The sequence below is a fragment of the Desulfofundulus thermosubterraneus DSM 16057 genome, assembly GCF_900142025.1.
Classification (GTDB): Bacteria; Bacillota; Desulfotomaculia; order Desulfotomaculales; family Desulfovirgulaceae; genus Desulfofundulus; species Desulfofundulus thermosubterraneus.
Map to the genome: position 1 here is coordinate 13,761 of NZ_FQZM01000037.1, position 23,696 is coordinate 37,456.

General features: G+C 52.3%; 31 protein-coding genes and 1 pseudogene. 5 read left to right on the forward strand and 27 right to left on the reverse strand.

The window, feature by feature from the left end:
• Positions 1-132: 132 nt before the first annotated feature.
• Positions 133-1,353: a stage II sporulation protein P gene (spoIIP, locus tag BUA65_RS13215; protein ID WP_084062421.1), complete on the forward strand. Its 1,221-nt coding sequence runs from the start codon at positions 133-135 to the stop codon at positions 1,351-1,353.
• Positions 1,354-1,413: 60 nt separating this feature from the next.
• Here spoIIP and BUA65_RS13220 read toward each other — a convergent pair whose 3' ends face one another.
• The 4 genes from BUA65_RS13220 to BUA65_RS13235 form a co-directional block, all read right to left on the reverse strand.
• A complete protein-coding gene (locus tag BUA65_RS13220; RefSeq protein WP_207543905.1) occupies positions 1,414-2,271 on the reverse strand; it encodes a metal ABC transporter permease in 858 nt (285 codons plus the stop codon).
• Positions 2,272-2,343: 72 nt separating this feature from the next.
• Entirely contained in the window at positions 2,344-3,156 is an 813-nt protein-coding gene (locus tag BUA65_RS13225) for an ATP-binding cassette domain-containing protein (RefSeq protein ID WP_114281500.1), read from the reverse strand.
• Position 3,157: 1 nt separating this feature from the next.
• Complete coding sequence (locus BUA65_RS13230; protein ID WP_072870342.1) at positions 3,158-4,003, reverse strand: metal ABC transporter substrate-binding protein; 846 nt, start codon at positions 4,001-4,003, stop codon at positions 3,158-3,160.
• A 32-nt stretch (positions 4,004-4,035) separates the two neighbouring features.
• Entirely contained in the window at positions 4,036-4,644 is a 609-nt protein-coding gene (locus tag BUA65_RS13235) for a class I SAM-dependent methyltransferase (RefSeq protein ID WP_072870344.1), read from the reverse strand.
• A 441-nt stretch (positions 4,645-5,085) separates the two neighbouring features.
• Here BUA65_RS13235 and BUA65_RS13240 point away from each other — a divergent pair, with 441 nt between their 5' ends.
• Positions 5,086-5,424 carry a nucleotidyltransferase domain-containing protein gene (locus tag BUA65_RS13240; protein WP_084062427.1) on the forward strand — a complete coding sequence of 113 codons (339 nt, stop codon included), beginning with the start codon at positions 5,086-5,088 and terminating at the stop codon, positions 5,422-5,424.
• Positions 5,421-5,816, forward strand: coding sequence for a HEPN domain-containing protein (locus tag BUA65_RS13245; protein ID WP_072870346.1), 396 nt, complete (start codon positions 5,421-5,423; stop codon positions 5,814-5,816). Before BUA65_RS13240 ends, BUA65_RS13245 begins: the two co-directional genes overlap by 4 nt.
• A gap of 34 nt (positions 5,817-5,850) precedes the next feature.
• Here the strand turns inward: BUA65_RS13245 and BUA65_RS13250 are convergent, their stop codons facing one another.
• The 9 genes and pseudogenes from BUA65_RS13250 to BUA65_RS13285 form a co-directional block, all read right to left on the reverse strand.
• Positions 5,851-6,372: a hypothetical protein gene (locus BUA65_RS13250; RefSeq protein ID WP_072870395.1), complete on the reverse strand. Its 522-nt coding sequence runs from the start codon at positions 6,370-6,372 to the stop codon at positions 5,851-5,853.
• Between the two features lie 164 nt (positions 6,373-6,536).
• Entirely contained in the window at positions 6,537-7,145 is a 609-nt protein-coding gene (locus BUA65_RS13255) for an HD-GYP domain-containing protein (protein ID WP_072870347.1), read from the reverse strand.
• Positions 7,132-7,434, reverse strand: a complete 303-nt coding sequence (locus BUA65_RS13260; protein WP_072870349.1) for a DUF2325 domain-containing protein — start codon at positions 7,432-7,434, stop codon at positions 7,132-7,134. Before BUA65_RS13260 ends, BUA65_RS13255 begins: the two co-directional genes overlap by 14 nt.
• Before the next feature lie 16 nt (positions 7,435-7,450).
• On the reverse strand, positions 7,451-7,612 hold the full coding sequence (locus tag BUA65_RS18345) for a hypothetical protein (RefSeq protein ID WP_157833017.1): 162 nt from the start codon (positions 7,610-7,612) through the stop codon (positions 7,451-7,453).
• Between the two features lie 26 nt (positions 7,613-7,638).
• Entirely contained in the window at positions 7,639-10,608 is a 2,970-nt protein-coding gene (locus BUA65_RS13265; protein WP_084062430.1) for an S-layer homology domain-containing protein, read from the reverse strand.
• A 327-nt stretch (positions 10,609-10,935) separates the two neighbouring features.
• Positions 10,936-11,514, reverse strand: a complete 579-nt coding sequence (locus BUA65_RS19360) for a nucleoside recognition domain-containing protein (RefSeq protein ID WP_072870353.1) — start codon at positions 11,512-11,514, stop codon at positions 10,936-10,938.
• An 8-nt stretch (positions 11,515-11,522) separates the two neighbouring features.
• A pseudogene (locus BUA65_RS19365) lies at positions 11,523-11,810 on the reverse strand (FeoB small GTPase domain-containing protein); the annotation flags it as partial.
• Positions 11,811-11,825: 15 nt separating this feature from the next.
• Positions 11,826-12,056, reverse strand: a complete 231-nt coding sequence (locus BUA65_RS13280) for a FeoA family protein (RefSeq protein ID WP_072870356.1) — start codon at positions 12,054-12,056, stop codon at positions 11,826-11,828.
• 32 nt (positions 12,057-12,088) lie between these two features.
• Positions 12,089-12,334 (reverse strand): FeoA family protein, encoded by a 246-nt coding sequence (locus BUA65_RS13285; RefSeq protein ID WP_072870358.1) that lies wholly within the window; start codon positions 12,332-12,334, stop codon positions 12,089-12,091.
• 221 nt (positions 12,335-12,555) lie between these two features.
• Between BUA65_RS13285 and BUA65_RS13290 the strand changes: the two genes are divergently transcribed.
• Positions 12,556-12,945, forward strand: a complete 390-nt coding sequence (locus BUA65_RS13290; RefSeq protein ID WP_072870360.1) for a nucleotidyltransferase family protein — start codon at positions 12,556-12,558, stop codon at positions 12,943-12,945.
• Complete coding sequence (locus tag BUA65_RS13295; RefSeq protein WP_072870362.1) at positions 12,926-13,435, forward strand: ribonuclease toxin HepT-like protein; 510 nt, start codon at positions 12,926-12,928, stop codon at positions 13,433-13,435. The genes BUA65_RS13290 and BUA65_RS13295 overlap by 20 nt, the downstream gene beginning before the upstream one ends.
• A gap of 2 nt (positions 13,436-13,437) precedes the next feature.
• On the opposite strand, the gene BUA65_RS18885 is transcribed toward BUA65_RS13295, so the two are convergent.
• From BUA65_RS18885 to BUA65_RS13365, 14 genes are all read right to left on the reverse strand, one after another.
• Entirely contained in the window at positions 13,438-13,668 is a 231-nt protein-coding gene (locus tag BUA65_RS18885; RefSeq protein ID WP_072870363.1) for a cobaltochelatase subunit CobN, read from the reverse strand.
• Positions 13,669-13,982: 314 nt separating this feature from the next.
• Positions 13,983-14,729 (reverse strand): DUF4198 domain-containing protein, encoded by a 747-nt coding sequence (locus BUA65_RS13305; protein WP_072870365.1) that lies wholly within the window; start codon positions 14,727-14,729, stop codon positions 13,983-13,985.
• Between the two features lie 190 nt (positions 14,730-14,919).
• A complete protein-coding gene (locus BUA65_RS13310) occupies positions 14,920-15,951 on the reverse strand; it encodes a class I SAM-dependent methyltransferase (protein WP_242656332.1) in 1,032 nt (343 codons plus the stop codon).
• 354 nt (positions 15,952-16,305) lie between these two features.
• Positions 16,306-17,070, reverse strand: a complete 765-nt coding sequence (locus tag BUA65_RS13315) for a class I SAM-dependent methyltransferase (RefSeq protein ID WP_072870367.1) — start codon at positions 17,068-17,070, stop codon at positions 16,306-16,308.
• 31 nt (positions 17,071-17,101) lie between these two features.
• Positions 17,102-18,103 (reverse strand): ABC transporter ATP-binding protein, encoded by a 1,002-nt coding sequence (locus tag BUA65_RS13320; RefSeq protein ID WP_072870371.1) that lies wholly within the window; start codon positions 18,101-18,103, stop codon positions 17,102-17,104.
• On the reverse strand, positions 18,096-19,031 hold the full coding sequence (locus BUA65_RS13325) for an ABC transporter ATP-binding protein (RefSeq protein ID WP_242656333.1): 936 nt from the start codon (positions 19,029-19,031) through the stop codon (positions 18,096-18,098). Before BUA65_RS13325 ends, BUA65_RS13320 begins: the two co-directional genes overlap by 8 nt.
• Positions 19,032-19,049: 18 nt before the next feature.
• Positions 19,050-19,889 (reverse strand): nickel transporter permease, encoded by an 840-nt coding sequence (nikC, locus tag BUA65_RS13330; protein ID WP_242656334.1) that lies wholly within the window; start codon positions 19,887-19,889, stop codon positions 19,050-19,052.
• 4 nt (positions 19,890-19,893) lie between these two features.
• Entirely contained in the window at positions 19,894-20,835 is a 942-nt protein-coding gene (gene nikB / locus BUA65_RS13335) for a nickel ABC transporter permease (protein WP_072870376.1), read from the reverse strand.
• Between the two features lie 81 nt (positions 20,836-20,916).
• Positions 20,917-21,120 carry a hypothetical protein gene (locus BUA65_RS13340; protein ID WP_072870378.1) on the reverse strand — a complete coding sequence of 68 codons (204 nt, stop codon included), beginning with the start codon at positions 21,118-21,120 and terminating at the stop codon, positions 20,917-20,919.
• A 60-nt stretch (positions 21,121-21,180) separates the two neighbouring features.
• The gene (locus BUA65_RS13345; protein ID WP_072870380.1) at positions 21,181-22,491 is read right to left on the reverse strand and encodes an ABC transporter substrate-binding protein; all 1,311 of its coding nucleotides are present in this window, start codon (positions 22,489-22,491) and stop codon (positions 21,181-21,183) included.
• A 46-nt stretch (positions 22,492-22,537) separates the two neighbouring features.
• Complete coding sequence (locus BUA65_RS17705; protein WP_084062435.1) at positions 22,538-22,891, reverse strand: oligopeptide/dipeptide ABC transporter ATP-binding protein; 354 nt, start codon at positions 22,889-22,891, stop codon at positions 22,538-22,540.
• 91 nt (positions 22,892-22,982) lie between these two features.
• On the reverse strand, positions 22,983-23,156 hold the full coding sequence (locus BUA65_RS17945; protein ID WP_242656335.1) for a cobaltochelatase subunit CobN: 174 nt from the start codon (positions 23,154-23,156) through the stop codon (positions 22,983-22,985).
• A 25-nt stretch (positions 23,157-23,181) separates the two neighbouring features.
• Entirely contained in the window at positions 23,182-23,361 is a 180-nt protein-coding gene (locus BUA65_RS18350; protein WP_072870383.1) for a hypothetical protein, read from the reverse strand.
• A 156-nt stretch (positions 23,362-23,517) separates the two neighbouring features.
• Positions 23,518-23,696 (reverse strand): transposase domain-containing protein (locus BUA65_RS13365; protein ID WP_131821511.1); only part of this gene is annotated, 179 nt, incomplete at its 5' end.

A 23,696-nucleotide genomic window follows, 5' to 3' on the forward strand; every position in this document is an offset into this window, starting at 1 on the left:
TTATTCTACCTCGAAGATATAATATCCTGTTTAGATTACCCCCTATTTATAGTGAACATATGTATCTCCCTACCCAAAAAGGAGATAACTAAAACATAAAGGTTCATTAAATACCGTCGGGAGAGTGCGAAAATGGCAGGTAAAAGAAAGATACTGCTGGGAACAGGTTTGATCGCCGCTGGTTTATGTATACTCGTCCTGTGGAACGCTTCAAAAGTGACCCTGCCCGTTCTAAGCTTTCCCCGGCTACGGCAGGTTGTTGATGATGAACTGGAGCCGGGGAAGGCATTCGTAGTTCGGGATGAAAAGGGAGATCCGGTCACCATGATTTCCCGCCGCATACGGGTAGGCGATGAGGTAATAACTGCCGAAGGCAAACACTACCGGGTGGAAAAAGTGGACGGCAACAGGGCCACTGCCCGCTTCCTGGGGATGGACAAACAGTTACTGGCCTATAATGAACTATTCTCAAAAATGGAAGTTCCGGTAGCTGCTGCAGTCCGCAACAATAGACCGGTGGCCATATACCATACCCACAGCGATGAATCTTACCTACCCTCTGACGGCAGCCCATCTATTCCTTTTAACGGGGGAATTTTTCAAGTCGGTGATTCTTACAGCAATAAATTGTCCTATGAAGGGGCCAGAGTCTTGCATGATAAAACTCCTCACGACCCCCACGACGATAATGCTTACTACCGCTCGCGCCGGACGGCCGTTCAATTGCTGAAAAAGAACCCCGTAGCCATATTTGATGTACATAGGGACGGTGTAGATGATCCCGAATTTTACCGGCGCATCATTTCCAATGAGGATGTGGCACAAATGCGTTTTGTCGTGGGGCGGGAAAACCCACATATGGCGGCCAACCTGGATTTTGCCAAAAGGCTGATGGCCTACGCCAACAGAATGCACTGGCCCATTGCCAAAGATATCTTTGTGGGTCAGGGCAATTATAACCAGGATCTTATGCCCACCGCCCTTTTAATTGAAGCCGGCACCTATACCAACCGCAAGGATGAGGCCATGCGGGGGATATCCCTGCTGGCCGATGCGGTCCCGGTAATCCTGGGAATTACCGGACCCACCAGTACCCCCGGTGCTCCTGAATACGAAAAACCCGTAACGGATCCAACTGCCCGCCGGACCGGTGTATGGTCCAGCCTGGTATGGATCATGGTAATCACCCTGATTGGTGGAGGCCTCTTTGTGCTCATCAGTACCGGCAGTTACGAAAAAGCCAAAAATCAGCTATCTCACTTCTTTGGCCGGGAACTGGCCGATATCTGGGAAACGAAGCCAAAGAAAAGGGAGCTGGACAGGCAGGAGGAAAACAGGGGGAAGCGGAGCTAACATCAAAACCGAATCGCCGGGCAGCACCTGATTGGTGTCCGGTGCTCTTTTCAGGGTCGATTAAAAAAGAACTTTTCCCGGACCCGCTGATACTTCTTCCCGCCATTTTTTAACTTTGCGTTTAGGAGAAAAGGAAGCCGCGATGACAAAGATAACCGCAGAGACAATGACAATGGTGGCCCCACTGGGCAGGTCAAACAAACAGGAAAGAAAAAGCCCCACCCAGGTGGAAAGAACACCGAAGAAGGAAGATAAAACAAACATCAGCGGCAGGTTATAAGTCAGCTGGTAGGCTGCAGCCGCAGGGTTTAAGATCAGGTTAAAAATAAGCAGGCCGCCGATGCTGCGTAAAGAAGCAGTAATTACCGAACCGGTTAAAAAGAGCAGGCCGTAAAAAATCAGGCTGGCCGGAATGCCTACGGCCAGGGCAACTTCCCGGTGAAAAATCACAGCCTGAATTTCTTTAAAAAAGAGCACCACCAGGCTCACTACGACCGCTGCTACAATAGCCAGCAAAAGCAGGTCGCGGTCGTTCACTGTAAGGATGCTTCCCCACAAAAGCTCCAGGGCCTGGGTTTTCGGGCCGGGCAAAAGGCCCATAAATAGAAAAGCCATCCCCATCGTAACGGAAAAAATAATACCAATGGGCGTATCGGGGTTAAACTCTCCCCGGTCGGCCAGCGGCCCGATTACCGCTGCTGCCACCAGGCTGAATAGAAAAGCCCCGGCCAGGGGATTAAAACCCAGCCAGGCCCCGCAGAGCGCCCCGGCAAAAGCGGCGTGGGAGATGGCCACCCCGATAAAAGAAAGGTTCATCGTGACAACGAAAACCCCGATGAGAGAACAGGCCACGCCCCCAAGCAGACCGGCCAGAATGGCATTTTGCATGAACTGGTAACTCAGAATGGAAAGATCCACATTTATCGCCCCTCGGTGGTAGCTAACGTCTTGGCCTCTTTTTTGGCAATGATTATTTTGGAATCCAATGCGTCACTGAAGAGCGATCGCATTTTCCATCATATTTTCGCCACCGAACAGGAGGTCCAGAACCTCTTCCCGCAGTACTTCCGCGGGCGTGCCCTGTGCCCAGATGCGACCCTCTTTCATTAAAATCAGGCGGTCGCAAACTGCTGCCGCCGTTTTCAGCTCGTGGGTCACCATAAGAGTGGTCAGGTGGCGGGAGCGGTGGATTTCACTGACCAGGGTCATGATCTCCACCCGCGCCCGGCGGTCCAGGGCCGCGGTCGGCTCGTCCAGAAGAAGGATCTCCGGCTCCTGGGCCAGGGCACGGGCAATGGCCACCCGCTGCTGCTCACCTCCTGAAAGATGGCCGATGGGGCGAGAAGCAAGGTGGCTCATGCCCACCAGCTGCAACATGCTGTCCACCACCCGCCTGTCGGCCGGCCCGGGCCGGCGCAGCAGGCCCAGGCGGCCGTAGCGCCCCATCATAACCACTTCCCGCACACTCACCGGCATCCGGGGATCAATGTTCTGAATTTGCGGCACGTAGCCAATCCGCCGGCGCAAAAAGGCCGGGCAGCCCTTTTGAAGCGAGTAGCCCAGCACTTCCACCCGCCCCTGGAGGAGTTTACCCAACCCGTTTACCAGGGTGAGGAGGGTAGTTTTACCGGCCCCGTTCGGCCCGATGATGCCGACCAACTCGCCCTTTCTAACTGACAGCGAAACGCCCCGTAAAGCTACATCTTCACGGTAGGAAACGACGGCATCTTCTATCTTTATTAGAGCAGCCCCGTTGAACAGCCCATTTTCCGGAATACTGTTCCACCGTCCGGCGAGATTAATTTTACTTTACCTCCTTAAGCGCATCCAAAAGCAACTCCACATTTTTGTCCAGGGCGGCGCTCCAGGTATCCGTTTGCGGCAACCCTCCCGGGAAATTGGAGATGGTCACCTGTACCGCCCCCAATTCTTTCGCTATACCTTTACCTGCGTCCGGGCCGCTCTGCAGGTTATCCACCACCAGCTTTACACCAGCCTGTTTCCCTTTGTTGATAAGCTCCTGCATTTTTTGCGGGTTAAGCTCCTCCGGCCGGCCATAAGTAGCCACCACGTCAAAACCGGCCCATTTTAAAAACCCCTGCTGCATATCGGAACAGAGTACCTTCACGCCGCCTGCGCCGGCAGCCTGAAGCCTGGACAGGGTTTCTTTGCCCTTTGACTCAATCTGCGAAACGAGGCGGTCGGCATTTTGCTTATAATAAGCCATGTTAGATGGATCTTTTTCCATCAATATTCCGGCAATTTTTGTAACCGCCTCCTTTTGCACCGGGGGTGCCATCCAGTTACCGGCCACGGCAACTTCAACCACCTGCAGGTCCCTATTATGCACCGATTCTATCAGTTCTTTGGTAAACATTTTCCCCTGCCAGTCGTGGCGCAAAAATAGCCTGGCCTTGGCCAGCTTTTGCACATCGCCCGGCTTCAGGTCAAAATGCCCCGGGCAGGCAGCAGGGGGGACAATATTCACGGTTTCTACTTTATCACCGCCGACATTTTTGACAATATCAGCAATCAATGACGTACCCGTAGCAACTTTTAGCTTCGGACTTTCTTTCGCCGCACATCCAGAGATAGCTAACAAAAGAATTACCAGAATAATTGCCGTAATGCGCGAATAAACCCTTTTCAACGCGATTGACCCTCCTCCATTTTCATCCCGGCTCAACTTGTCAATATGGGTTTACGTGCTTTCAAAACATATTTCTCCCTTGTATTGATAATTTCAATCTCCACCAACCCGCACTGCCTGCACAATTCCTGCATTTTATCATCGTCGGGAATCAGATCGTTGGCGACCACCCCCCCTAACGACCTGTGTAAATCGTTTACTGCCTCCCTGCTCATGGAATGGCAGATGACCAGCCTCCCGCCAGGCTTTAAAATGCGGGCCATTTCGGCCAGCGCACGGGGTTTATCGGTAACATGAGGAAAACAGGAGTTGCAGATGATCTCATCGAAAGTATCTTCCTGAAATGGCGTACAGCTTATGTCCGCCAGTACAAATTCCACATTCCCCGGATTTTTCGCCCTGGCTCTGGCCAGCATCTCTTCAGCAATGTCCAGCGCCACCACTTTGCCTTCTGGACCAGCCGCTTCAACAAGAAAAGGTAAAAGAACCCCCGTACCGGTACCTACGTCCAGAATAAAGCTCCCGGGTCTGATGGCAAGCTCATCGATGATTTTTTTCAACCGCTCCAATGTCTCACCAGTCAATAAATTGTCCCAAATGGGCGCCTTTTGGTTAAAATAATCCCGGTGTGCATCAGCCATCAACTTCCACCTCCCATATTAACGGCCGCGATAATTGGCTTTAATAACCTGCGGATGAAGGGAATCCCAGCCCCAAAAAACAAAAGCCACGGGCACCCTCCTAAACTTTCTGGGAAGGAAACTCGGGGCCTCCGTGGCCTTTTGTATCATTACCTTTTCGGTTGAGGTCCAGCTTGTCCGCTCTGATCCCGTCTTCGTTACGGGGTTAAAGTTTTAGCAAAACCGATATTCCTCAGTTTTTATGGTTGTGAACTAATAGTAGTTTGTTTAACTATTGCTAAACTATTGTTTAAACCATTGTAAGACAATTGAGAGAAATTGTCAATAAAAATTCTTTTGACATTCAACCATTTTAACTGTAAAATTATGGAATACCATAAATTTTTTCTCCATAACTATATTCCCTGATGCGAAACAGCTTCCGGTAGGGAGGTTTTCTTGATGGCTTTGGATCGCCTAAACAAACGGGACAAAGCTGCTCTTAGCCGGTTTTGTAAGCTTATCCGGAGCACCCTCCGCCAAAATCTAGAAGAGGTCCGGCTTTTTGGTTCTAAAGCCCGGGGTGATGATGATCCATGTTCAGACATTGACGTTCTTGTTGTGGTAAAAAACCGTCATCCGGAAGTAGATGATCTAGTTTTGGACGCCGCTTTTGAAGTCAGCCTGGACTATGACGTTGTTTTATCCCCGGTGGTTTTTTCCCATAACGAATACTATGCGCCCCTTACCCGGAAAACCCTTTTTTACCAAAATACACGGGAGGAAGGGGTGCCGCTATGAAAGAAAACCTTGATTTGGAACTGGCTAAATACCGTTTAGACAGAGCCCGGGAAACAGCCGAAGAAGCCGATACCTTAATTCGTGAAGGCAAGCTTAAGGGTGCAGTCAACCGCCTTTATTTCTCGGTTTTTTACGCTGCCAAGGCTCTGCTTGCAACCAAACGGCTTGATTCCGCAAAACACAGCGGCGTAATTGGTTTATTCAACAAGGAATTTATTAAAACCGGGATTATCTCCGTCAATTTAGGAAAAACTCTTTCCAAAGCCTTCAAGTTCAGAAACGAAGGTGATTACCAGGACTTCCGCGAATTTAAACATGAGGAAATAGTGGCACTCCAAAAAGAATGCTCCGCTTTTATTGAAGAAGTAAGCACTTATCTTTCCTCGTTTTGACCATTAGAAAGCGCGGTTAGTTCCGGCATCTTTCCTATTTCCAGGCCCCGGCCCGGCGCAAAAGGCTTGCCGCCCATAGAAAAGCATTCTCATAAATCACTTCCCGATCAAGCGGTTCAAGAAGGGCGACCTGCCTGATCCTCTCATTAACTTCCTCCACGCCTACCAGTTCCACGGGCAAGCCCTCTTCCCCAGCTTTAGTCACGGTTTCCGTTACTAATTTGTTAGGAGGCATAAAACACCAGATCTCGTAAGCTACCTGGTATTTCATCTGCATTTGTTTTTCCGCAAAATCGGCATAGCGCTGGAGTCCTTCAACTTTTTTCCGGACCCGGCGCAACCGGGTGGACAACTTCTCTTTTTCGGCAAAATGATAAGTGCTGGAAAAATCCATCCCGTATAATTCGCCTGGTTTATGGGCAAAAGCCACCACCGGCACGATGTTTTGCTCCGGCAGATCCAGGCTAACCGCACAACCTTTCACCAATTCGTAGTAGGCCAGGATCAACCCCCGCTCCACATCCGCTTTTAAAAATTTCGGTAATCTTCTGCCCATCTCCATGTCTCCCCAATTAGCTTCCGAAGGCTTTCCCAGGTAGTGGAAGTAAGCGGTAATCCTGGAGGCAACTTTTCCTTTTTCTTCACAAAACCCCTTCCTTCTAAACCTTGGGTTTAGTTTCGACATTTTTTCCAAAAATCCTTTTCCGGAGAATATATGCGTCACACTGCATAACAATATCTTCTCTCCCATACAGGCCACAACTTTTCTGCCGCTTCCACCAGCACGGCGTCAAACTGCCCGGCTTTACCGGCTACAATTTCCTGCCGGCACTGCTGCCAGCTCAGCGGCGGGCGGTAAGGACGTTCCGAGGTCATCGCATCCACTGTATCGCACAGCGCAATAATCCGGGAACCAAGGGGAATGGCTTCCCCCTTTAATCCCCGGGGATAACCTTTCCCGTCCCAGCGCTCGTGGTGGTGCAGGACCATCACAGCAACCCGTTTCAGCTGCCGCGATTTGACCAGGATGTTGTAACCGATTTCCGGATGGCGCTGGATTATGGCATATTCGTGAGATAAAAGCCGGCCCGGCTTGCGTAAAATTTGATCCGGAACACCGATTTTGCCTATATCGTGCAAATGAGCCGCAATATGTACCATTTCCAGTTCCCTGCCCTTCAAGCCAACCAGCCGGGCCAGATCCACCGCCATGTCCGCCACGCGCCGGGAATGCCCGCAGGAATAGGGATCCCGGGCCTCCAGGGCAGCCACCAGGCATTCCACGGCATCATGATATATTTGATCAAAGCGGGATTTAAGGATTAACATTTTCCATCGCCTGGCTCATTTTAAGTTTCTGGCAAATATGGGTCCAGGAACGCTTCGCATATACCACCGGAGTATTTTTCCTCCTGGCATGCTCTTTAATCATCCCGGCGATAGTATGGTTGACATAGTCCGTTAAGACAATGACCAGGCCGGTTTCCTCCGGTATGCTTAACTTACCCACGGCAATCTTTTTCCGCCCCTTGAAATGGTAAACCCTATCAAACCCCAGTTGACGGAGGTTGTGGGGGATTTTCCCCAGCCGGTCGCCACCGACAATAAATACGCTCATAGTCGATTCCCTTTCATCATTCTTGGCCCCAGTTCTTGAGAAAACCCAGTCCTTTGGTCGCCCATAACAGGTAGACAATTTTACCCCCTTGCAGTCGATAGTTGATCAGCCACGGACCTTTGCGCAAGGATTTAACAACAACCCTTCCCGGATTGTGAGGTACACGCGCCTTCTTCACCTTTCCCCTCCTTGCCGTCTCTCAGTTTACCTGTTTCCTACCGCATCGAGCAACCGGAGGACCATCGCCGCAGCTTCCGCCCGTATCACGGGCTTCTCCGCCCGGAAAGTTCCGTCGGGATAGCCGGCAACAATCCCCTTCGCTACGGCAGCGCCTACGCTCGCCTTCGCCCAGCCCGGGATGGTACCGGCGTCGGCGAACTTAAGCTCCGCCGGTGTTACGGTACCGATCTTCTTTTCCAGGATCCTTACCACGAGTGCGGCCATCTCAACCCGGGAAACCAGGCGATCAGCCTCAAAGGTCGCCGTGCCGTCCGGCTGCGGGTAGCCCTTCACCAGGCCCTCCCTGACGGCTGCGGCGACCGCTCCCCTGGCCCAGGCGGGGATCTTGGCGCTGTCCCTGAACTTCAGTTCCTGCTCACCGCCCGGCGCGACCTTCAGGGCGCGCACCATGATGGCCGCGATCTCGGCGCGGGTCACCTCCCTGTCGGGGCGGAAGGTGCCGTCGGGATAGCCGGAGATGAGGCCCATCCCGGCCAGCCTGCCGGCCGCGTCGGCCGCCCAGTGGCCCTGGATGTCCTTAAAGGTGACCACCGGCGTGGGAGTTGGGAGCGGCGGCACCTCCCTGGCTACGGCGAAGACGGCAAAGAGCGTCAGGTGGTCGACCGTCGCCGTCACGGTCCCTTTCTCGAGGTCAACGGTCCCCTCGAGGCGGACCCACCTGCCGACCTTTTCGTCGTAGTAGAAGGCGGCCGGTTCCTGGTCCTTGGCGAGCTTGCTCTTGTCGAAGTAGAGGGTGATGGTTATCTTGCCGGTCAGGGTGCCGTTTTTGAGGGTGACGTCCACGACCTTGCCGAGCAGGGGCATCCCCGCGCCCGCAGTCTTTTCGTTACCCACGACCTCAGCCTTGATCATGGCGTTCGCGCCGCTCACGGCCCCGGCAGGCACCTCGACCTTCACCTTACCGGGCACTTCGGCCTCGGTGGTCACTCCCGCCTGCACGGGCTTTTCGACCCTATCCGCGGATGGCGCCGGTGCTCCGCTGCCTCCACCGCCGGTACCACCTTTTGAGTACGTGTAGACGCTAAAGATTTCGCCGGTGGGCTTAAATAAAAGCGACCAGATCACTTGCAGCCTGAGTTCCTGGAAGCGCGCCTTCTCATCAGGCGTCGCCGTGCCCTGCTTCACCTTACTCCTCAGGGCAAAGAAGTCTTCCGGGAAAAGTTGAGGTTTTGCCTTAACGACAGCCGTCCGGGAGGTGGCTCTGTCGGTCACCGCGAGGTAATAGTTGTCTGCATTGAAAGGCTCTTCCCCCTGGAGAACGTAATTACCCTCACCGGCCACCAACCGCAGTGCATTGTCGATCCCTTCTGTGGCCCAGCCGCTCACCACCTCAAACCGACCCTGCTGGGGCATTCTCTCTCCGTAAAGTATGGCAAAACCCTCGCCCAGTGCCCGAAAGGCAAACGAACCGCACAGGCACAACTTGTTCTCCTCTACACCAAGGTTAGCATAGGAAAACTTCAGTAGTGCGCCATCCGGGCTGGAAACGCCGAGTGGAGAAACCTTTTTCCAGGCGAAAATCGCTTCGGCCGGCCTGGTTAAAAGGTTCTTCAGGAGCAGATCCTGGCGCGCCTTCAAGGCCGCCTGTTCATCTGGGGAGGCCTGGCCGTTCACCACCCTGTTGCGCAGATTAAAGAAATCTTTGCCGCCGAAGGTGTCCGGCTTGACATGTACCCACACCACCTCTCCGGTGGCTTTGTTGGCGAAGATGAAGGTAGGGCTCACGGACGTTATCTTTTTCCAGTTGCCCATGTACTTGACGTCAGCCGTACCGACCATGTAGTCGAATACCGGCTTGCTGCCAGCCTCGGACGGCAGGAGGCTGACCACCATCAGGTCATCCGCCACCACCGGACTGTCCGGCCACAAGGCAGGCAGAGCCACGCCGGCCAGTCGAAAGGCCAGCACGGAGTCAGGGTACCCCTTACCGGCGTTCTGGGCGATTTCCTGGCATTTGTCCAGCGTCAGTACGGTCGTTTCCCCGCCCTTTTTCACCTCCGGCCGCGGCCACAGTTCGTTGGCCGCCCGCCACTCCACTATGCGGTTGGCGTAAGACTTTTTAAAGGTGACGAGCGCCCGCTGGCCCGCCTCCGGGTAGCGGTATGCACCATCCGGAAATTCCTTGAGAATGCCGGGAATCTTACGCCCGGTGAAGTGACCCTCGCTGACCATCACCGGAATCACAAGGGCGGTGGCCCCATCGGTATAAATGGCTTCGTAAACGGCCTCCCGCAGAGAAGGGGTCAGACTTTCAAAAAGGAAGCCATACTTTATACCTTTCAGCGGCGTCCCTTTGTTTGCTAGGCGTTCCTGGATTTGCATTCCAAGGGAAGCCAGATTATCAACCCAGCCGATCTGCCCTTCTTCGGAATCGCTGCCGTGCGCGGCCAGTACCCCTATTTCGCTTCCGGCGTTTTCAACCAGAAGCCCAATCTGTCCGGCAAGCACTTCGGCCAGCAAGGGGTGGTCATCGATGGCCGGCGTTAAAATTACTTCCCCCTGCGGCCTGGCCCTTTCCAGGGGCTCTTCGTGTTCTTCACCCGGCAAGTCCTCCCTTAAACCCAGGACGTATTTGATCTCCTCGATGTGATTGGAGTAGCTGGAGATGAACAGAGGCACGGCAACAATTTTGTTGACCCCGGCTGCATTAAGTTGTTCCACAGCAGTCGGAATATCCGGCTCTATTTCTTCCAAAAAACCAAGGGCTACCGGATAAGGGAGGTTATCTCTCAATTCATAAGCCGCTTCCCAAACGGGCGTGGTCCATTCGGGATCATTCGTCCCGTGCGCGACGATCAGAACGCCGGGCTTCACCTCTGCCGCCGCGGATGACTGAAAGGGCAAGGCAAAGAAGCAGGAGAAGAGAATCAACGTCAGGATTAAGGAAGTTCCTATTAACCGCTTTAACCGCTTTTGCCGGACAAACATCATCATCCCTCCCGGTAAAGATACAGTTTTGCGTTATAAAACGTGGACTGGTGTTTCGCGACTGTGATTATATTTACCTCATCCTTCCAAACACCCCCTTACAATTCTTCTTCCTGCCAAAGAGAATGATACTCGTTCTCAATGGCTGGCTTTTTAAAATCCCGGCTTTCCCGCTAACCGGCCAAGCCGGGAGAAACACCCGCCAACAGGATAAACGCGCGCGGGGGAACCAGTTTTTCAGCCCAGTCCCAGCAGACGCCCGCCCTGGTAGATAATCACCGCCACCAGCCATCCCAGGACGAGGCTGTAACCGATGGCAAAAGCCGTCCACTTCTAGGAGTTGGTTTCCCTTTTGATGGCGCCGATGGTCGCCGCGCAGGGAATGTAAATCAGGCACATGGCCATAAAGGCATAGGCCGAAAGAGGAGTCCAGTGCTGCTGGATGATGGGGATTAAACTTTCTGCTTCCTCGCCCACACCGTAAATGACACCGAGAGTACCGACCACCACTTCTTTAGCTAAAAGGCCAAAGATCAGGGCAGCAGCAGCCTCCCAGGTACCAAACCCGGCAGGGGCAAAGACGGGGGCAAAAATGGCACCCAGATGACCGATCAGGCTTTCCTTGCTGCCGGGTTCCACGCCCCAGGGTAGCACAGAAAGAAGCCAGATCAGGATCACCACGCTGAAGATGATTGTACCGGCCTTACGCAGGAAAACAGCCCACATGGAAAACAGGAAAATGGGAAGCCCAAGATAACGATTGGTTACGATCCGGTCAATTTTATCCGTAAGGGACAATCTCTGCTCAACACCGGTACGTCTTTTTACTGTTTCTTTAACCAGCCCGCCGATAAAGCCATAACGCTGGTCGGCCAGGAAAATTTCCGGTTCCTCACCGGTTAACTCCCGCAACCTGCGGATACGTTAATAATGACATCCGGTTTTTCTTTTAAAATATAATTCCGGGCAATTATTTCATCCTCCGAAAAAGCACCCATGCTGTATGTGCCCGGCAGGTCTACCACCTGATACGAAATCTCGTCGTAAATAAGCCGTCCCTCTTTTTTTTCTACCGTTACCCCCGGCCAGTTACCGACATGCTGACGGGCACCGGTCAGGTTGTTAAAAATACTGGTTTTCCCGGAGTTTGGGTTACCTGCCAGGGCAATGACAATTCCCCCGAGTTGTAAGTTAGGCGCAGCTTCCATGATAAACAAGCCTCCTTAACCGGTGATCTCATCAACAAAAATCCTTTGTACCATGCCCCGGCCTAAAGCCAGGCGTCCTTCCCCCAGGGCTACAATTACCGGGCCAATGCCGTTGTTCTGAACCATACGGATAACTTTTCCCCGTACAAGACCGAGAGCGGTTAATTTCTCACGCAAAGCAACCCCTCCCGCAACATCCCGAACCACCCCACTTTCCCCCTGGGCCATAAACCCCAGTGGCTTCATCCGTAATCACCCCCTGGCCTTAAGGATAGACTTTAAAAGACTTCCACCGCCACACCGTTTGCCTCTTCTTTTCGCAAAGTCAACCGGAAACCTCGCACGACGATCTCCATTGGATCGCCCAGCGGCGCCCTGCCTTGAACAATGATCTCCACCCCGGGCACCAGCCCCATGGTCAGGATGCGCCGGCGCAAACTACCTTGAGCATTAATCCGCACAACCCGGCCCCTTATCCCCTGGGCCAATTCTCCAAGCAATTTAATACCGCTTGATTCATTCATGATCCCCTACCCCCTGAAATGTTGTGAATGAGTCTCATTCTCATTTGATTAAGATAATGGATTTCATTCTCATGCTAATCATACGATAACTCTTCCCTCCTGTCAACCCCTTTTCGGAGCAGCAGGGCCAATCCTTGCATCTGCAAATCCTTGCCAGCTACTGCCGCCTGGTGTAAACTTGAAGATAGGAACGATACGAAATAAAAGGGCAGGTATCCGGGATGTGCGGGTATAATGAGTCGTCCCAGTATGAAGAATATTTGGCAGGCCATAAAAGGCGAGCCAGGCTGGAAGAAAAATCCCTGGCCGCCCGTAAAAGAGAAGCCTGGGAAAAAGCAAAGCAGCTGGCGGAAGAACTTCCGCTTCTTTTCCCGCTACGCCGGATCTATCTGTTCGGTTCCCTGACCGGTGGACACTTTACCACCCTCTCGGATATAGACATTGCCCTGGAAGGCCTGGAGGAAAAAGATCATTTAAAGGCGTTAACGGCTGCAGAAAATATCGCCCGTCCTTTCCAGGTGGATGTGATCCTGCTGGAAGAAGCCCCGTTATCCCTGAAGAAAAAAATATACAACCAGGGTGTGATTATTTATGAGCGAGGAAAAGATTAATGCCTACCTGGGTTTAATAGGCGATCTGGAAGATAAAATGCCCTCCATAGAGAATATCGTAGGCAAAATTCATTCCCTGGGCCAGGAAATAAACCGTATTTCCGGCAAGATTCCCGAGGAAAAGCTTATGGCCCTGGCTGGCTACCTGCACCACTTTTACACCGGAGTAGAAGATATATTAGCGCGGATAATCAAAACAGTGGACGGGTACATGCCCCGGTCCGGGGATTGGCATTCGGAATTGCTCTATATCAGTTCGCGGAAAACACCCGGTGTAAGGCCGGCCATAATCTCGGCTGAAATGCATGAGATTTTGACTGACTACAAGGCGTTCAGACACCTTTACCGTCACGCCTATGCCAAAGAACTGCGGTGGAAAAAGATGGACCACCTAGCCCTTAATATACAGGATGTTTGGATGGCATTTAAAAAAAGTATCATGGCAATTATTCAATTCTTGCAAAAAATAATTAACGATTTGGAAAAATAAAACTAAAGAGGACAACCAAAAACCCCCACTACGGAAATAAAAGCGGGAGGGCACGGAAAAAAAACAGCGTCGACCGCTGCTGAGCGCCGCTTGGCCACTACCGCCTCCATGGGGTTAACCAGGTTGTAAATGTAAAGGTGCGGTACCTTGCCTAGAGAAATGCGGGGGAAGCAGGATTCAGATAGTGCTGTAGTCTTGCCGGGCAGGAGCTCCAGCACCCCGTGGGTCCCCACGTACCAAACTCCTCCTCGAGCCACATGTGCCAGGCTATCCACTGGTGCGGCGGTACGTCCGGGTCGTGGAGGATCTTGCAGACCTCCCCATCGCACCTGGCACCAGCGCAGCCCCGCTTGGGCTGATCGAAATGAGCGCGAAAAGGCCGCGAAAGTCCACCCCTGTTCCGGCAGGGCGTTAGGACCTTCGTGGCCCGCATGAATTAACATTGAAAATAATGGGGGAAAACACATTCGCGGTATTGTTTGTAGTCGCCCAGTACTCGTGTGTCTTTTTGCTGGGCAGCCGGGATTTCCGGATGCCTCGCCTTGTTCTAGCGCACCCCAAAGAGGCTCAGCGTGGCACTGTACACGCGCTTGTCGTACTCGCCTTCGCTTTTCCGGGTTTCATCGGCATACCGGGTGTAAAAGAGCCAGTGGCCGGGATGACTCAAGGTAAACTTTACCCATCCCGCGTCATCGGTTTTCTGGGCCAGGGCCCAGTCCTCTTCTTCCCGCAGGCTCCAGGTGGCCTTAACGATCGCCCCGGCCAAAGGCCGGCCCCGGTAACGAACCTCCAGGATCACCTCGTCACCCACACGGTAAGCACCAGGGGCTACAATCAGCTCTAAATCGTGGCCCAGGTGCACGATTTCCGGGGGATGCACCACCCCACCGCAGCTGGCGCAGAAATGGCCCACCTGGACGTATGTCCTGGCGTACTGGTAATAGTAGCCGACCTCCCGGGCATCGGGGTGGTCCTCACGCGTACCCCGGCGGTAAAAGCCGTCCCTGGTAATGGCTATCGGGCCCACATCGTTTTCAACCGTCACGGGCCAGAAGCCGTCCCGATCGGGCGTAAACGTTACCAGATGAAACCTGTCATCCCCTGACTCCACTTTTAAGGGAAGCCTCTCCCCGCCGGGAGCTACCGCCCAGGCCGAGAGGTGGCCCAGATCCGCCAGGCCATCGGGACGCATGGCGTGCCCGTAAAAGATGCGGCAGCGGGCCTCACTCCCCTCGTGGGCATGGCTTACCTCCGGCAGGACCCAGATTTCGTGACCCTGAACTACTTTGAGCATTACCGAAATACCCCCTTTGTCTTATTTTATTTTTTAAAGAAAAGTGCTGGTGTTTGAACCGTTGCCACCACCCCGAACTGGAGAACTTTGAAAAAATAGCCGACCATGTGCGTTAAGTGCGCACCGGTTCTACTTTATCCAGGCTTTTTCCAGGCTCCATCGCCTCACCTGCCGAAACCTGACATTCTCCTCAAACAGCACCTGTTTCTAATTCCCATTTTTCACCCCCCGTCCAGAGGATCATGCCCAGGCGCACCCGGTATTCCTCGCTGTAAACCCCATTGACTGCGAGCTGCTCCACGTAACCGGCAATTGTCTTTTTGATCTCCGGGGTAACCTCCGTGTAGAGCCGGAAGAAGTCCTCCAGCGCGGCCGCCGCCTCCGCCACCGGCAATTCCTCGTCCCACTCGTCCACCCACACCTGAAAAGAGGGGCAATAACCCGAGGTGTAGAGGTAGTTGAGGGGGTAGATAATATCATGCCCCGGCAGGGGCATTTCCTCGCCGAAGATCACCTGCCACAGCTCCTCCCGCGCCGGACTCCGGCGCCGCCCGGCAAAGTCGCACAGGAAACACCACCGGCGGGAGCAGGCCATCATTTTTTCGAGCGTCGCCACATCCCGCACACCCGGCGTGAGGGAGGCAAAGACCAGGTCGAACCGCCTGGCCAGACCTTCCGCTTCCGGGTCCACCTTTTCCCACTCCCGGCACAAAAACTCCACGCTTGAGAACCCTTCTGCTTCCACCCTCTTTTGCAGGGCGGCCAGCATGGCCGAAGCCGGCTCCAGGGCGGTCACCTTTGCCCGCCGGCGGGCCAGGGGAACGGTGAAGACACCCGTACCGGCACCGATGTCCAGCACTTCCATCCCCGGCTGCAGGACCCCCTGCCCCTCCAACCAGGACAGCACCCGGTCTACGCGTCTTCTGGTGCGCTCCTGGCCGGCCCAGCGTTCAAACCGCCCGGCCAGCCGGTTCCAGTAGTCCAGGGAGCCCTGGTCGCGGCGGCGCCGGGCCTGCAGGGAATTTTTGTGCGCCCCGCTCCAGGCCTCCGCCCAGAAACGGGGTTCCCTGAGTGCACCTGCCATAAAATCAGCAATGCTCCCTTCCCGAGCCAGTTTTTTCACTTGAAACAGATTGCCGAGAAAACTACCCAGCAGCATGGAAGGCAGTACGTTTTTCCACAGATTCAGCACATCGGGCAGGACATCTGAAATGAGCTGCACCTGTCATCCTCACCTTTCCACAGAACCGGCAGGAGTTCAAAACCACTGCGGCTTCCTGCCCGCTACCAGGTACCGCTGGTGGGCGTAAACCAGGCAATATCGCAGGAGCATGACGTTTTTTGGGACCTCCACCACCCGAGTTAAAGGTTGTACGGCAATGCTCCCGGGTTTGAGCACCCGTAAGCTGCAGCTCTACTGTCCCAGTATCTGGCGATTTTTCCTTCAAAGCCGTTCCTGCCAGCCCGTTCAACCCCTATCAATTCGTCTTCCGAGCGCCGCACGCCGGCACGTATCTTCACAGCGGAGGCACCTGATACATACCGCAATAACAATTTGCGTTAACTGGACATGGGTTCAATGAGGGCAATTAGTCGCCATAAGCAAAAACTCCTCTCCACGGAAATAGCCATACTTGAGGTACCCCAAAAACGTATCCCAGCGCGGAATGTCTACCTTCATTACCTCCACCCGGAACCCCAGGCTTCGAAGTATCTCGATGTCTGCCTCAGGACGCTTCTTTAGCCTCATCGGCAGGTATTTTTCCATCTGCCGGTGCCCCCGCCCGGCCCAGGGATTCCTTCTTTCTGTTAAAAAGATAAGTAACTGGGCAAAAAAGCGCCATACTTTTTTGTATAACGGCGCCGTTTTGCCCCAGTTGCTGTCAATAATGATCAGTTTTCCCCCGGGTCGCAAAACTCTTTTCCACTCTGCCATCGCTTTTTCCGGATCAGGTAGCGACCAAACGACGTGCCTGTTAATAACGACATCAAAAGAATTATTTTTAAAAGGTAATACCTCCGCGTCGCCGACCCGGAATTCTACAGCAAGATTCAGTTTTTTTGCCTTCTCCCTGGCCTTCTGCACCATTTGCTCAGCAATATCTACACCCGTCACCCTATGCCCTAATTCCGCTAGGAGTAGTGCAACGACCCCGGTACCTGTTCCCACATCCAGGATTTCAAGCCTTTTATCCCCCAGTACCCCTTTTAAAAGGCCAATCCAGGCGTCTTTTTCTCTGGCGGTATGAATGCCGTGTCCCGGCGACCTGTCAAAGGTATCCGCTCTGCGGTTCCACCTTTGCCTTATCATTTCCTTTATTTGCGCGTTTTGAACCGTCATAACCATCTCCCCCTTAAGACCGCTGTTAAGATTAAAGAAAGCAAACTTTCCCCGTCACATTCGCCTGGACAGGAACAAGATCTTTAAAGCGGTGGCAGGCCACCCGGTGATCAGGAGCGGGGACCGCCAGCGGGGGCTCCTTCTCCCGGCAGATTTTTTCCGCGTGCGGGCAACGGTCTTGAAACGAGCAACCACCAGCTTTTTCAAGGTTAACTTCAGGCGATACATGATTAAGGCTCGCTATCCTCCACGTTCTCCCGGCTTCAGGGTCGGGAACCAATATGGCGCCCAATAAAGCTCGGGTATAGGGATGACAGGGACTGCCAAAGATACTCTCTGTTTTCCCTTCTTCAACGATTTTCCCCCGGTACATTACCGCAATCCGGTCGCTCATCCAGCGGGCGACATTCAGGTCGTGAGAAATAAAAACGCAGGTGAATTGAAACCGGCGCTGCAGCTCTTTTAAAAGAGTAAGTACCTGAGCCTGAACGGATACATCCAGCGAAGAAGTTGGTTCATCAGCCACGATGAGTTCCGGTTGAAGAGCGAGTACCCGCGCCAGTGCCACTCTCTGGAGTTGCCCGCCGCTAAGTTCAAAGGGGTACCGGTTTAGGTGTTCCGGGTGCAACCCGACAGTTTCAATTAGCTCCAAAACCCGGTCAATAATTTCCCTGCCCCGGACCAACCGGTTAAGCTTAAAAGGTTCGCCCAGGCTATCCCTGATCTTCCAGCGGGGGTTAAAGGCCATATCAGGGTCCTGAAAAATGATCTGTATCTTCGGCCTTAACTTTCTCAGTTTCCGGGGGTCTAGCCGGGTAAGTTCTATCCCGTTAAAAAGAATCCGGCCGGCGGTGGGTTCTATAAGCCTCACAATCATCTTTCCAACCGTGGTTTTACCGCAACCGCTCTCACCCACCAGGCCCAGGGTTTGTCCTTTATTAACCCTAAAAGAAACTCCTCTAACCACTTCTATAGATCTCCGGCGGAAAATCCCGCTCGTAAAAACTTTTTTAATCCCCACCACTTCAAGCATAAAAACACCTCACCCCGTGGTCCATACCTATCCTTTGTACCAAAGGAGGTTCATGTGCGCATTTTTTGCGTGCCTTTTTACAGCGGGGGTGGAAACTACAGCCCGGCGGCAGGTTGATCAAGGAAGGGCTGAAACCCTTGGTGGCTATAAGTCCATTACTGGGATGGGAGTCCAGCAGCGCGCGAGTGTAAGGATGCCGCGGATTTCTAAATACTTCTCCGGTACGACCGTACTCGACGATTTTACCGGCGTACATTACGGCCAGGCGGTCCGTCAGTGCTGCAGCCACCCCCAGATCGTGGGTGATTAACAACATCGAGCGGGGTGGGGAAACACCCTTTGTTACCGCATGCAGCAATTCCACAATCTGTACCTGAATGGTAACATCCAGTCCCCTGGTAGGTTCGTCGGCAATAAGCAGGGAAGGAGCGCAGGCGAGACCGATGGCAATCATGGCCCGCTGCCGCATCCCTCCACTTAATTCATGGGGGTAACTGCGGATCCACTTCGCCGGGATACCCGTCAGTTCCAGAAGTTCTCCTGCCCTCTGCCAGGCTGCTTTTCTCTTCAGTCCCTGGTGTTCCCGAAGCACTTCCGCAATCTGTTCGCCAATGCTCAAGGCCGGGTTTAAAGAACTCAAAGGATTTTGAAATATCATTGATACCTGTCGTCCCCGGACCTTCCGCATCTCCTCCTCCGGCAATGCCAGAAGGTTTTGTCCCCGGTATAAAACCTCACCACTTACCGCAGCAGTTTTGGGAAGCAGACGGGTTATCGCCAGTCCTAAAACGGTTTTCCCGGAACCGGTCTCACCCACAAGCCCGAGTATTTCCCCGGGATATAACTCCAGATCCACCCCGTCTGCCGCTTTAACAAATCCGTCCGCTGATTTGAAGTAAACCCGAAGGTTGGTAATTTTCAGGAGCACCACATAACCTCCTCCCTGCTACACATTCAGCACTTCCCGTGCCCGCGGATCTAAAACATCCCTCAAACCTTCACCCAGGAGATTGAAGGAGAGAACGGACAAAGTTATAGCCAGCCCCGGGGAAATCATCACGTGTGGATGCGTAAAGATGAACTGTTTGCCCTCGCTTAACATGGCGCCCCATTCCGGCGTAGGAGCCTGTACACCCAGACCCAGGAAGCTTAATGCAGCAATAGACAGGATTGTATGGCTAACGTGAAGAGTAGCCAGAACGAGTAAAGGAGGAAAAGCGTTAGGTATGATGTGCCGCATAATTATGTACATGTTGCTCCCCCCGAGGGCCTTAGCGGCACCGATGAACCCCTGCTCTTTGATGGACAGCACAAGACCCCGAGATACCCTCGTGTAGCCAACCCAACCGAGGGCAACCAGAGCAAGAATAAGATTTTGAACGGAAGGACCCAGCACTCCCACTATACAAAGCGCCAGGATGATATTAGGAAAAGCCAGCAAGATATCCACAATACGCATGATCAACTCGTCTATCAAACCCCCAAAATATCCAGCAATGGATCCAATCATCAGACCCAGAAGCAGGTTAATTGATACCACTACCAGCGCGAGAAACAGGGAGTACCTGGTTCCAAAAACGACCCTGCTGAAAATGTCTCTTCCAAAGCCGTCTGTACCCATCAGGTGGTGCTCGCCGGGGGGCAGGAGGCGTTCTTCCACCTTTACATCATCAGGGTCATACGGAGCAATAAAGGGAGCAAATACAGCCAGTGCCATGAAGCCAAATATTAAGATACTGCCTGTCAGCAACATCTTTTTACCCCTGGTTACTTCCAGAATGTACAAGTAATTAACTCCTCCCCTCATATCTTACCCGCGGGTCCAGATAAACATATAGAATATCCACCAGTAGATTAACCAGTACATATATCGCGGCAATGATTAGAACAAACCCCTGAATAACGGGATAATCCCGGGCGTATATGGAATCAACGAAAAACTTACCTATGCCGGGCCAGGAGAATACGGTTTCGACTATCACTGCTCCAGCCAACAAATGCCCCACCTGAGTACCGAGAATGGTTACAACCGGAATCAGGGCGTTTTTCAAGGCGTGCTTCCAGACGATGACCACTTCTCTGAGACCTTTGGCCTTTGCGGTTTTGATATAGTCAAGGTTTAACACCTCCAGCATGCTGGTTCTCACGAATCGCATCAGGGAAGCAGTAATTCCCACGGCAAGCGTAATCATCGGTAAAACAAGATGCCTTACGGTACCGTGGCCAAAACAGGGCAGCCACCCCAGGGCCAGCGAAAAGCACAGCATCAACATCAACCCAAGCCAAAACTCGGGAATGGATACCCCTGCTAAAGACACAACCCGGATTATGTGGTCGAAAAGTGAATTGGGTTTTGTAGCGGCAAAAACCCCTATTGGGAGTCCAATGATCACCGAAAGGGCCATTGCAGCTACGGCCAGTTGAAAGGTAGCACCAAATCTGGCCGTGAACTCTTCCAATACGGGTTCCCCCGTCCTGAGAGAAACACCTAATTTACCGTGGGTGAGTAAATACAACCACTGTAAGCATTGGACAAGAAAGGGCCGGTTCAAATCGTGCCGTTTCATAAATAGTTCTATCTCGGCGTAGGTAGGATCCAGCCCGCTCTGCTGTCTGATAATAGTTTCAGCCGGGTTTCCCGGAGCATAGAAGAGAAGCAAAAAAGAAAGAAACGACGCGATCAGCATTACAAAAACGGCTGATACCAATCTTTGGATGAGCAGTCTTCTCATAACTATATTTCCTTTCTTCCCGCCGGGCCGGGGAAAACCGGCCCGGCACGGACTTGAAATTTGCGTCTCTCGTGTTGCATTTTATTTAACTTCAATGTACTGAAGTTCCATATCGAACATGGTTGGGGCGGGTTTGAACCCGGATACGTTATCCCGGTAAGCAACCACTTTTACGATATCATAGAGGGGGATGCAAGGAGCCTCCTGGTGCAGCATCTCCCATATTTCATCACAAATTTTTTTGCGTTCACTTTCATCAGGGGTACTCCAGGCTTTTTCGATCAACCGGTCCAGTTCCTGAGCATGATAAGCAGCGGGCCAGCTTTTAGATTTGGAATGGTACTTCTAGCCGATGGCAATACCGCCAGGAATCGATGGCAGGCAAAAGCTGTGGTGCACAAACATGTCGTATTCTCCCTTTTTAGATCTATCCCAGGCCGCTCCGCTTTCAAGGGTGAGCAGCTTCATCTGCACCCCGATCTTCTTCAACTCCGACTGCACGAAAACAGCCACAGCATCGGCGTTTGCCTCCCCTGCCGGGATCAACAGTTCAAAAACAAAGGGTTTTCCATTTTTGTCCAGAATCCCATCTCCGTCCGTGTCCTTCCACCCTGCTTCAGCCAGCAGTTGTTTTGCTTTTTCCGGGTCGTAACCGTACTTCTGCTTAACGTTAGAAGGGCCGTACTTAAACCACGGGGCGGTTATCGTGTATGCCGGCTCGGGAAGCCCCCCGAAGAGTTCCTTAACCATTTTTTCACTATCAATAGCTAAATTTAAAGCCAGCCTTACCTTTTTATCGTTGAATGGCTCTTTCTGGCAATTAAACTCCAACACCTGATACCGGCCGTAAGATGTTTCCTCTACCTTAATTCCCGCCTTTCTGAGGCCTGGAACCTCCACATAAGGTATGCTGGAATGATGTTCTGTAATCCCAATCATGTCAATTTCTCCTGCCTTGAGAGCCACGATCTGGGCATGCGGGTCAGGTATCGTTTTCCAGATAACCTTGTCCACTTTGGGCTTATTACCCCAATAGTCGTCGTTACGGACCAGGACCGCCTGTTTATCTTTCTCGTAATCTACCAGCTTGAACGGCCCCGTCCCAATGAAATTAGTCAGTTTACCATCCACGCTCCCCACAGGTTCTACTGCCTCAGGGCAAATTACAGGACTAGTCCATCCGCTGGCCAGGTCGAGCAAAAATGGGGCGTAGTATTCCTTAAAGTATACTTTCAAAGTATTATTGTCCGGTGTCTCTACCTTTTCAATATAGCGTCCGAAAGGCGCTTGGTTTGCTATCCACTGAAAAGCAAATTTTGCTGCAGAAGCATCGAGTACTGTCCCATTGTGGAACTTAACCCCTTTTCGTAAATGAAAAGTATATATTTTCCCATCCTTAGATACATCCCAGGATTCTGCCAGTTGCGGAACAGTATTTCCTTCTCGATCGACACCGACAAAACGTTCAAAAACCAAATTTTGGCCCTCTATAGCTTCTTTAAAGTCCTTTACCGCTCCCAGCCTTAACACCTTCTCCCCTTTGGTAGCCGGAGTCTGATCGCCAGTTTTTGCACAACCTGCAGCTACGGAAATTAAAAACAGGCTGATTAAAGCGATGGTTACGGTTCTTAAAAAACCCTTCATTTTCAGTTGCATTTCCGTTCCTCCTCCTCAGTATTACTCTCAAAGTTTAAGGCACGCTCTACACCGAAAATAAATTTTCATCCTTCTGCTTGTACCGCCAAAAACAGCATGGGCGCCTTATGATAAACGACGTCCCGGACCTTATGTTAAAATAATTGCGGCACCTGTTCACCTGTGCATGTTGCAGAAAGTCAGTATGACGAGTATACGTGGCAAAATGGCACGCCAACAGGTGCCCCTTCATCACCTCCTTCAAAACGGGCTCATCTTGGCGGCAAACCTCGCGGGCTTCGGGGCACCGGGGGTGAAAGCGGCAGCCCGAAAACGCTTTAGCAGGTAACGGCTCATTTAATGCACGCTCCTGAAAATTAAAAGCCACGAAAAAGCAACCCCCTTTCGATGAGGAAAACATTGCCTTCGTGGCTTTTACCGTTCGAGTTTTTAACTGTTTAGATAGCCTTTGTTAGATTGCCTTTCTTAAAAACCCAACGACTTCGGTCGTCTTACTGATAAAAATATTCTTTCATTACTCCATAAATACTGCATTGATTAAAGAATTCCTGCAAAAAAAGTTGAAACAAAAATTTCATCCGGGGCCGTCCCAGCTCTTCCAGGGGAATGACATCGAGACCCTTCACCCAGCCGCTTTTTTCATCCCATACCGGCCGTACTCCCATTAAGTACAGCTCCTGGGCTATATCGTCACCCCTTGTGCGCATGTTGCTGGTCAAAGGCATAACCCGTGGTGGCCAGTTCGGGATTTACAATGATCCGGGCACCACCGGCAGCAGCCTCTTCATTTAAGGCGTAAGCGTCAAACCCTACCCACCTGGCACAATCCCCGGGTTTATAGGATAATCTTCCTATCTCAATATTTTTCATTGATGCTCTAAAAAGCTGTAAGCGTCAAACCCTACCCACCTGGCACAATCCCCGGGTTTATAGGATAATCTTCCTATCTCAATATTTTTCATTGATGCTCTAAAAGTAAGCGTAAAATAAACCCCACCTTGCAATCAGGTGGGGACAAAATCCAGCTTATTTACTGGCCCTGCAGGCAGGGGGTAACGAATCGGACCAGGGGAGTAACTGATCCAGGGCGTTACCGTCTGTGGGGTCCAGATTGGGAAGTCTTTCAAAAAGATAGCTGAGGTATTGGAAAGGATTCAACCCATTCTCCTTTGCCGTTTCTATGATGCTGTAAGTAATAGCGCTGG